Source organism: Mycobacterium sp., assembly GCF_032162105.1.
In the GTDB taxonomy this organism is placed as follows: Bacteria; Actinomycetota; Actinomycetes; order Mycobacteriales; family Mycobacteriaceae; genus Mycobacterium.
The window spans coordinates 1-8,901 of sequence record NZ_JAVRPS010000370.1 but is presented as its reverse complement, the minus strand read 5'-3'; the positions used below and the strand labels follow the sequence as shown (position 1 = coordinate 8,901).

Genomic DNA, 8,901 nt, shown 5'->3' with positions numbered 1-8,901 from the left:
TTCACTGTTCCTGCTGGCCCTTCTTCTCCCGTACACCACCTACAAAGCCGGCGAGAGTCCGTTCGTCACGTTCTTCTCCAAGATCGGAGTCGACGGCGCGGGCACGGTGATGAACATCGTCGTGCTGACCGCCGCATTCTCCAGCCTCAACGCCGGGTTGTACTCGACCGGCCGGATCCTGCGGTCGATGGCAATGAACGGCAGCGCACCGAAGTTCACGGCGCGGATGTCCAGCCGCGGCGTGCCGTACGGCGGAATCTTCCTGACCGCGGTCGTCGGGCTGTTCGGCGTCGTTCTCAACCTCTTATTCCCCGGCCAGGCGTTCGAGATCGTGCTCAACATCGCGGCCCTCGGCATCATCGCGTCCTGGGGCACCATCGTCATCTGTCAGATCCAGCTCTACCGCTGGTCGAAACGCGGCATCCTGGAACGGCCGTCATTCCGGTTGTGGGGCACGCCGTACACCGGCTATCTCACCTTGGCGTTCCTGTTCGGCGTCGTCGTGCTGATGGCACTCGACCCGCCGATCGGCACCTGGACCGTCGCCAGCCTGGTGCTCATCATTCCGGCCCTCATCGTCGGTTGGTACGCGGTCCGCGGGCGGGTGCTGGAGGTCGCTCGCGAACGCGAGGGCTTCACCGGCCAGTTCCCGGTCGTCGCCAACCGGCCGCCGCCACGCGATGACGAATGACCGCTGACCTCACGGCGCGATGGCGTCGATCGCGCGATAGATGCGCTGTTCGCTGACTGGTCGGGCGGTGCCGAGTTGCTGGGCCCACAGGCTCACCCGCAGCTCCTCGATCATCCGCGCGATGTCGCGCACGTCGTCGGCGGCCGCACGTCCCGGCGACAGTGCACTGACGAGGTCGTCGTAGGCGCCCTGCACCGCGTGCACCCGCTGCATGAGATCGCGGTCGGCGGTGACGCCGTGCGCCAGCCGCTCGAGGCGCCTGCCGATGGCGGTCAGGTACCGCACGAGGTCGGCCAGGCGCGCGACCCCGGTGGCGGTGACGAAACCCGCGGGCAACAGCCTGGCCAACTGGGCGTGCACGTCGGCGATCGCCTGGGCCTGACCGGGCAGCGGCTTGTCTGGCAACGCGAGCTGCACGTCATTCCATGCAGCGAGCGCCTTCTCGACGCGGCCGACGACGTCGAGCGTGGTCGGCACCAGGGTGGCGGCGACGCGGTCCCGCAGCGCGGCGAAGGCGTCCCGCGTCCACGCCGGCGCGGGCACCAACAGGTCCACCGCGGCGTCGGCGCAGTCGTCGAGCAGCGCGGTCAGCGACCCGTCCGGGTTGGCGCCGAGCAGCAATCGCGTGCGGGGATTCAGCGCCCGCTCAACGGCTTTGACCGGTGAGGTGACGGACAGCCGCAGCAACCGGCGGGTGCCTGGACCCATCGCGGCGCCCTGCTCGGCTTGCGTGGCGAATACGCGCACGTCCACCGCGGTACCCGCGTCGACCAACGCCGGGAACCCGCGCACGGCGTGACCACCAGTGGTGCGTTCCACGGTCCGCGGCAGTTCATCGAGGTCGTCGGGCCACAGGCGCAGCCCGGTGCGTTCCAGGTCGCCGGCCACCGCACCGGCCACGGCCTGCCGCACCGGCGTGGCGAGCCGCTCCTGCAACGCGTCGATGTCCTTGCCACGAGCCATCTCCGTGCCGTCGGCGGTTTCGACGGCGAACGTCACCCGCAGATGGGCGGGGATCTTGTCCAGGTCGAACGCGTCGATCGGCACCAGCACGCCTGTCCGCCTGCGTAATTCGCCCTGCAGCGTCTCCAGGAGCGGTGCCCCGTCGGGGTCCAGCGTCGCCAGGACCGCGCGGGCCGTGTCGGGGGCGGGGACGAAGTTGCGCCGCAGGTCCTTCGGCAGGGACCGGATCAGCGCGGTGATCAGTTCTTCGCGCAACGCCGGTACGTGCCAAGCGAATTCGTCGCCGCCGAGGCGCGCCAGCACCTCTACCGGCACGTGCACGGTGATGCCATCGTCGGCGGCGCCGGGCTCGAACCGGTAGGTGACGGGCAGCGACAAATCGCCCGCCTGCCAGGTGTCCGGCCGGTCGGTGTCGGGGTCGTCGCTGCGCAGCAGATCGTCGCGGGTGAACGTCAGCAGGTCCGGCGTGCGCTGCCGCTGCTTCTTCCACCAGGCGTCGAAGTGCCTTGCCGAGACGATGTCGGCAGGCAGGCGCGTGTCGTAGAACGCGTAGATCTCTTCGTCGCCGACGAGCAGGTCGCGGCGGCGCGCCCGCTCCTCGATCTCGGCGAGTTCCTCACGCAGCCTGGCGTTGTCGCGGAGGAAGTGGTGGCGGGTCTGCCAGTCGCCCTCGACGAGCGCGTGCCGGATGAACAGGTCCCGTGCGAGCACCGGGTCGATGGTCGCGTATCCGACGCGGCGCTGCACCACCAGCGGCAGGCCGTACAGCATCACGCGCTCGAAGGCCATCACCTCGCCGCGCCGGGCGCCCCAGTGCGGCTCACTGTAGGTGCGTTGCACCAGATCTCCTGCCACCCGCTCGATGGCCTCCGGTTCGATGCGCGCGGCGATCCGGCCATACAGCCGGCTGGTCTCGACCAGGTCGGCGACGACGATCCAGCGCGGCGGCCGCTTGGTGAGCACCGAGCCGGGCGCCAGCACGAACCTCGAGTTGCGCGCACCTTGGTACTCCCGGGTCTCGCCCTCCCTGAGACCGACGTGCGACAGCAGCCCGGCGGTCAGCGCGGCGTGCACGCGCGCCGGATCGGCGGGCTCGGAATCGGTCGACTCCCTGATGCCCATGTCACGCGCGATGCCGCGTAGCTGGCCGACGAGGTCCTGCCATTCCCGGATGCGCAGGTAGTGCAGGAACTCCTCGCGGCACATCCGCCGAAACGAGTTGCCGGTCCGCTCCTTTCGCTGCTCACCGAGGTAACGCCAGAGGTTCAGGTACGACACGAAGTCGGAGTGTTCGTCGGCGAACCGGGCGTGCTTCTGCCGCGCCGCCTCCTCCCGGTCCGATGGCCGCTCCCGCGGGTCGGGGATCGACAACGCCGCGGCCAGCACCAGCACCTCCCGCACGCAGCCCTCGGCGTCGGCCGCCAGGATCATCCGGCCGATGCGCGGGTCGAGGGGCAGCTGGGCCAGCCGGCGACCAAGGCTGGTGATCGCGCCGTGCTGGTCGAACGCGCCGAGCTCCTGCAGCAGCTGCACGCCGTCACGGACGCTGCGTTTGTCCGGCGGGTCCAAGAAGGGAAAGTTCTCCACGTCGCCGAGTTGCAGCGAAGCCATCTGCAGGATCACCGCCGCGAGATTGGTCCGCAGGATCTCGGGATCGGTGTAGCGGGGCCGGGATTCGAAGTCCTCCTCCGAGTAGAGCCGGATGCACACGCCGGGCGCAACGCGGCCCGACCGGCCTGCCCGCTGCGCGGCCGATGCCTGTGAGACGGGCTCGATGGGCAGCCGCTGCACCTTGGTCCTTCGGCTGTAGCGGGAGATGCGCGCGGTGCCGGGGTCGACGACGTAGCGGATGCCGGGCACGGTCAGTGACGTCTCGGCGACGTTGGTGGCGAGCACGACGCGGCGTGCGGCGTGGCTGGGATTGAACACCTTCTGCTGATCGGCGGTCGGCAGCCGGGCGTACAGCGGCAGCACCTCGGTGTGGTCGCCGAGCGCACCGCGCAGAGCCTCGGCCGTGTCGCGGATCTCCCGCTCGCCCGACAGGAACACCAGGACGTCCCCTGGCGGCTCTGCCGCGAGTTCCTCCACGGCGTCGACGATCGCCTCGGTGGGGTCGCGCAGCTCGGTGCGAACGATCTCGTGGTCGGGGTCGTCGGGGTCCTCGCCGCCGGACGCAGTGACGACGACTTCCAGTGGGCGGTAACGGATTTCAACGGGGTACGTCCGGCCCGACACCTCGACGATCGGCGCACCACCACCAGATCCATTTTCGGCACCCCGGAAGTGTTCGGCGAAGCGACCCGGCTCGATCGTCGCCGACGTGACGATCACCTTGAGGTCCGGTCGGCGCGGTAGCAGCTCACGCAGGTAGCCGAGCAGGAAGTCGATGTTGAGACTGCGCTCGTGGGCCTCGTCGAGGATCAGGGTGTCGTAGCGCAACAGACGGCGGTCGCGCTGGATATCGGCGAGCAGGATGCCGTCGGTCATCAGCTTGACCAGCGTGCGATCGCTGGCCTGGTCGGTGAAGCGGACCGTGTAGCCGATGGCCTCGCCCAGCGGCGTGTGCAGTTCGTCGGCGATGCGTTGCGCGACCGTGCGGGCGGCGAGCCGACGGGGCTGGGTGTGGCCGATGGTGCCGCGAATGCCGCGGCCGAGCTCCAGGCAGATCTTGGGCAGCTGGGTGGTCTTGCCCGATCCGGTCTCGCCGGCGATGACGACCACCTGGTTCTCGGAGATGGCCTTGGCGATGTCGTCGCGGCGCTCGCTCACCGGCAGGTCCGGGTAGGTGATCGTCGGGACGGCGGCGATGCGGGTGGCGACCAGAGCCTCGGCGGCGGCGAACTGCTCGGCGATCTTCCGGACGGCCGCCGGGTCGCTCCCCCGCAGACCCCTCAGGCGGCGGCCGAGCCGGGACGCATCGCGGATCGTCAGCCCGTCGAGCCGCGCGCGCAGCTCGGGGACGGACGGTTCGGACACTCCGGTGAGGATAGTTGTCGGCGGACCCACGGCGTGCTCTCGACCACCCAGTTCGTACCTTGCCGCGTCTTCGGCTTACATGGAGACGGTGAGTCGGCGAATCCTGAGTGCGTGTTTCCGGTTGGTCCTGCTGCTGGCGCTGTGCGCGGGCCTGGTGTCCGGCTGCACCACCCCGCCCGGCGGAACACCGGGGGGAACGGCCACGCCGCCGGTATTGCCGACGTTTCCGACCGCGCCGACCAAGACGCCGGAACCGAAGCCGCCGACGGGTCCCCTGGTGGCGTACCGGGCGTCGACCGAGATCGGTGTCGTCGACGGTACGGAGGCCTACGCCACCGCGTCGGGCAGCTTCACTCCGTCCAGCGAGCCGCTGGTCACCGAGGATGGCCGGTTCGCCTTTGCCCGCTCCGCGGACGGGAATCTGGTCTCACTCGACGTGCGCACCAAGGCCACCAAGGTCATCCCGTTGGCACAGGCGCCCCGACTGGGCACCGGCGGTGGCAGCACGATCGTGTGGTGGGAGCAGCCGAACCGGCTGATGCAGCTCGATCTGGCCGACGCCTCCGCCACGCCCAAGCTGCGCCAGACCGTGGATCTGCCGCCCGTCTACGGTTCGTCGCCGCCCGACCCGACGTTGCTCACCGCGCGGGACGGCACGGCGATCCTCGCCCGCGTCGAATCCGCGCCGTCGCCGTTCGGCGGCCCCGACACCTTGTACGCGGTGCGCGGCACCGCGCCGCCGACCTCACTGGGAGTCGTCGACGCCAACACGCCGGTTGCCAACGCGGCGCTCAGTCCCGACGGCGCCAGCCTCGTCTATGCCCTGTACCGGCGCTCGAGCAACTCCTGCGGCACGGCCGCCGTCGCGGTGGCCAATGCCGACGGGTCCCAGCAGACGTTCGACGTCGCCGCACCAGAGGCGCAGACCGGCTCGCAGGTATTGCGGATGTGGTGGCAGGGGTCGCTCCCGATGGCACTGTCGCTGGCGACCTGGCGATGCGACCCGGCCAGCTCCTATTCGCCGCGGGTGTGGGAGCTCGGCGACGGTCGTCTCACCCAGATGGACCCGCCGACGGTCGCCTTGCAAGCGACCGTGGTCACGCCGGGCCAGCGGGCGCTCATCATCCCGCAGGGCGGGCCTGCGCCAGAGGCGTCGGGGACGTTGGTGGTCGAGGACAGTGGCCGACGGTTCCCGGTCAAGCCGGACGTGGACGCGATCGACGTGATCCCGGCGCCGTAACCACCCTCAGCCGGTGATCACGTTCAGGACGAAGGTCGAGTCGGCCGGAGCGTCGGGCGCCATTTGAATCGTGCCGTCCCCGCGCGCGTTGGCGTAGATCCCGGTGCCCCCAACGATCGCGACTGCGCCGAGTTGGCCGGCCTCGGCCGTACCGCCGGTGTCCAAACCCTGGACGGCGAGCTCTCCGCCCTCGAGGACGAAGGTGCCGCGGCAGAAGGCATCTCCGCCCGACGCGTCACCGCTGAGCATCGTGCACTGGCCCGCGACGTGGCCGATGTTCGTCCCGCCGGGATGATCGAAGACGTCACCGGCGAAGAGGAACTGATCTCCTGGGCCATGCCCTGGCTCGCCGAGATCGATCTCCGTGGATTGCGTGTCGTGCTCGAACAAGGTGAGTGCGGTGTCGGCCGCGGCACTCTGACCGAACACCCCCACCATCGGTAGCGATACGGCGGCGCAGACGGCGAACAGGCCCACACCCACTCGCCGCGCACATCGATCAATGGTTGCCACGGTGCCCCCTCCCCAAGGAATGTGGCGATTGTAGGCACGTCCTGCCCGTCGCGCCGAGCTTTGCTGTGAATGGAGATGGGCTACAGGTAACCCATTTCGCAGGCGCCCAGTAACTCTGCGTAGGCGGTCTCGATCGCGTCGGCGAGCCGCGCGACGTAGGGCAGCGCCTGCGGATCGGTGCACAGCCCGATGCCGAGATCCCCGGCACACGAGATCGCCGAGATGCGCAGCGCGTGATGGGCGGCCGGCTCTGACGAGGAGAAGAGATGCTGCACCCCGCGACCGGCGATGCCGACCGGGACGCGCGGCCCCGGAACGTTCGATATCGACACGCTGAACTCGCGCGCGCTCTTGGAGATCCGTTGTGCGGCGCTGCCGAGGTGCTTGATGCGACCGAGGGCGTGGAAGAGGTCGTACATCTCCTCGGCGTCGTCGAGGCGCTTGCGCTGGCTGGTCTCGGCTCGGATCCGGTCGAGCCGGACGAGGGGATCGGCCTCACCGAGCGGCAGGTCGACGTTCATGAACGAGTCCCGGTTGCCGAGCTCGGTCGCTCCCTCGTCGCGGTGGTGGAGGCTGACCGGCACCTGGGCGTGCAGATGGTGGGCGAGCGTCCCCGCCTCGCCGAGCCAGGTGCGCAGGCCTCCCGTGATGACCGCCAGCAGAACGTCGTTGACCGTGGCGCGGACGGGTCGCGAGGCGCCGATCGCCTTCACCTCCGCCAATGGCGCGACCGTGAAGGCGAGCTCGCGGGCGATGGTGATCGGGCGATCGAAGGGTGACCGCTCGCCGGGATGGCCGAGTTCGCGAAGGACGGCACCGGGCATGCGCCACGCCTCGGCGAAGCCGCTGGGCTCCTGCGCGGATTGCACACCTGGGCGTGCACCCGTCCTGGCCGGCGCGTCGGGGTGGGCGTCCCAGAGCACCGCGTCCAGGAAGCGGACACCGGCGATGCCGTCGCACATGGCGTGATGGATGCGGACGGCGATGGCCTCGCGACCGTCCGCGAGCGGTCCGATCACGTCGAACGTCCACAGCGGTCGACTGCGATCGAGGTGCTCGGACATCAACCCGCTGACGATCCGCCACAGGTCGGCCCGCGTGACGCATGCGGTCGGCTGCCGCCGGACGTGGTCGCGGATGTCGAAGTCTTCCGCCTGCACCCAGCGCGGTTCGGGTCCGGAGGTGTCGACGCGCTGCGTCGCCCGTGGCTGGCTAGTGAGTCGCTTCTCGACCGCGGCCCGCAATGCGTCGACGTCGAGTGGACCATCGAGTAGGCCACTGCCCGGCTCGAGCACGTTGAGCTTCAGCGTGTGGCCGGTGATCGCCGCCGATTCGAGATCGAGGATTCTGGCGTCGTCCGTAGACAGCCCATCGGGATCGTCCTGTCGGGCCACGCGGCCAGTGTAGGGGTCTCGACGTCGACCGAAGGGGCGGAATCGAGGGGCCGCAGCGCACGGGTGCGGTAGTAGAGGACGGCCGCGGCGACGGTCACCTCGACTGCCGCCAGCGCGGTGGCCAGGGTCATGACCGTCGACTCGGGCATCGGTGCGGTCGCAGCCAGGCCCCCGCCGTGGTGATGCGCCGACGATGCGGGCAGGTGGACGGCGATCATCGCGAAGTTCATCAACGCAACCAGCACCCAGCCCCGTTGCGTTCCGCGAAGCCACAGGTCGCGTGCGCAGTACAGGCACGCGACGAGCATCGCCACCATCAGCGCCATGGCCGCAATGTTCGTCACGTGGTCCAGGGAAATCCCGTGCAGCACAGCCGAACACGCCGCGAGCAGTGCGCATGCCCGTCGTCCGAGAACACGGGCGCGCGCGGTCACCTCGCGTCACCGGGCTTCGTGTCGGGGTACTCGTCGTGCCAGTTCCACCACTGATACGGCGCGGACTGTGGGCGGCCTTGCGGCGAATCCTCCCAGTCCTCCTGACGCCCGAGGGCCGTGATGTCGAGGTAGCTCCAGGTGCCGCCCATCTTCTCGTCACCGCGGTTGTTGAGGAAGTAGGTGCGGAAGACGTCGTCGCCCTCACGGATGAACACGTTCGTGCCATGCCATTCGTCCACGCCGAAGTCGGTGTCGAAAGCATGCCCGTTCTTGGGGAGGATGGTGTACCACGGGATGTCCCAACCCATCCGTGCCTTCAGTCGCTCGATGTCGGCCTGCGGCGCGCGCGAGACGAACACCAACGTGGTGTCGCGGGCGTTGAGGTGCGCGACATGGGCGACCTGGTCGGCCATCAGCGAGCAGCCGGGACAGGCATGCTCGGGCCAACCGTGCACGCCGGGCTCGAAGAACGCGCGGTACACGATGGCCTGACGGCGGCCGTGGAAGAGGTCGAGCAGGCTGACCGTCCCCTCGGGTCCGTCGAACGCGTACTCCTTCTCCAAGGCGAGCCATGGCATGCGGCGACGCTCCGCGGCCAGTGCGTCTTGAGCGCGGGTCACCTCCTTCTCCTTGACGAGCAGCTCCTGGCGGGCCTTCTCCCACTCCTGCTCCGACACGATCGGGGCTGTG

At 69.6% G+C, this 8,901-nt stretch carries 7 protein-coding genes; 2 read left to right on the top strand and 5 right to left on the bottom strand.

Features of this window, described 5'->3' with window-relative positions; translation table 11 throughout:
• A partial coding sequence (locus QOC69_RS18820) for an amino acid permease (protein ID WP_526442317.1) occupies window positions 1–691 on the top strand: 691 nt, incomplete at its 5' end.
• Window positions 692–700: 9 nt separating this feature from the next.
• Here QOC69_RS18820 and hrpA read toward each other — a convergent pair.
• Window positions 701–4,630 carry an ATP-dependent RNA helicase HrpA gene (hrpA, locus tag QOC69_RS18815; RefSeq protein WP_526442315.1) on the bottom strand — a complete coding sequence of 1,310 codons (3,930 nt, stop codon included), beginning with the start codon at window positions 4,628–4,630 and terminating at the stop codon, window positions 701–703.
• Window positions 4,631–4,709: 79 nt separating this feature from the next.
• Here hrpA and QOC69_RS18810 point away from each other — a divergent pair, with 79 nt between their 5' ends.
• Complete coding sequence (locus QOC69_RS18810; RefSeq protein WP_526442313.1) at window positions 4,710–5,870, top strand: hypothetical protein; 1,161 nt, start codon at window positions 4,710–4,712, stop codon at window positions 5,868–5,870.
• Between the two features lie 6 nt (window positions 5,871–5,876).
• Here QOC69_RS18810 and QOC69_RS18805 read toward each other — a convergent pair whose 3' ends face one another.
• The 4 genes from QOC69_RS18805 to QOC69_RS18790 form a co-directional block, all read right to left on the bottom strand.
• Entirely contained in the window at window positions 5,877–6,383 is a 507-nt protein-coding gene (locus QOC69_RS18805; protein WP_526442311.1) for an allene oxide cyclase barrel-like domain-containing protein, read from the bottom strand.
• An 80-nt stretch (window positions 6,384–6,463) separates the two neighbouring features.
• Window positions 6,464–7,777, bottom strand: a complete 1,314-nt coding sequence (locus tag QOC69_RS18800) for a wax ester/triacylglycerol synthase domain-containing protein (protein WP_526442309.1) — start codon at window positions 7,775–7,777, stop codon at window positions 6,464–6,466.
• On the bottom strand, window positions 7,687–8,121 hold the full coding sequence (locus tag QOC69_RS18795) for a hypothetical protein (RefSeq protein WP_526442307.1): 435 nt from the start codon (window positions 8,119–8,121) through the stop codon (window positions 7,687–7,689). Before QOC69_RS18795 ends, QOC69_RS18800 begins: the two co-directional genes overlap by 91 nt.
• A gap of 86 nt (window positions 8,122–8,207) precedes the next feature.
• On the bottom strand, window positions 8,208–8,901 hold a 694-nt coding region (locus QOC69_RS18790; RefSeq protein ID WP_526442305.1), incomplete at its 5' end, for a DUF899 domain-containing protein.

Coding starts and splice junctions, on each gene's coding strand:
- QOC69_RS18810 (WP_526442313.1), top strand. CDS start 4,710: ATGGAGACGGTGAGTCGGCGAATCCTGAGTGCGTGTTTCCGGTTGGTC.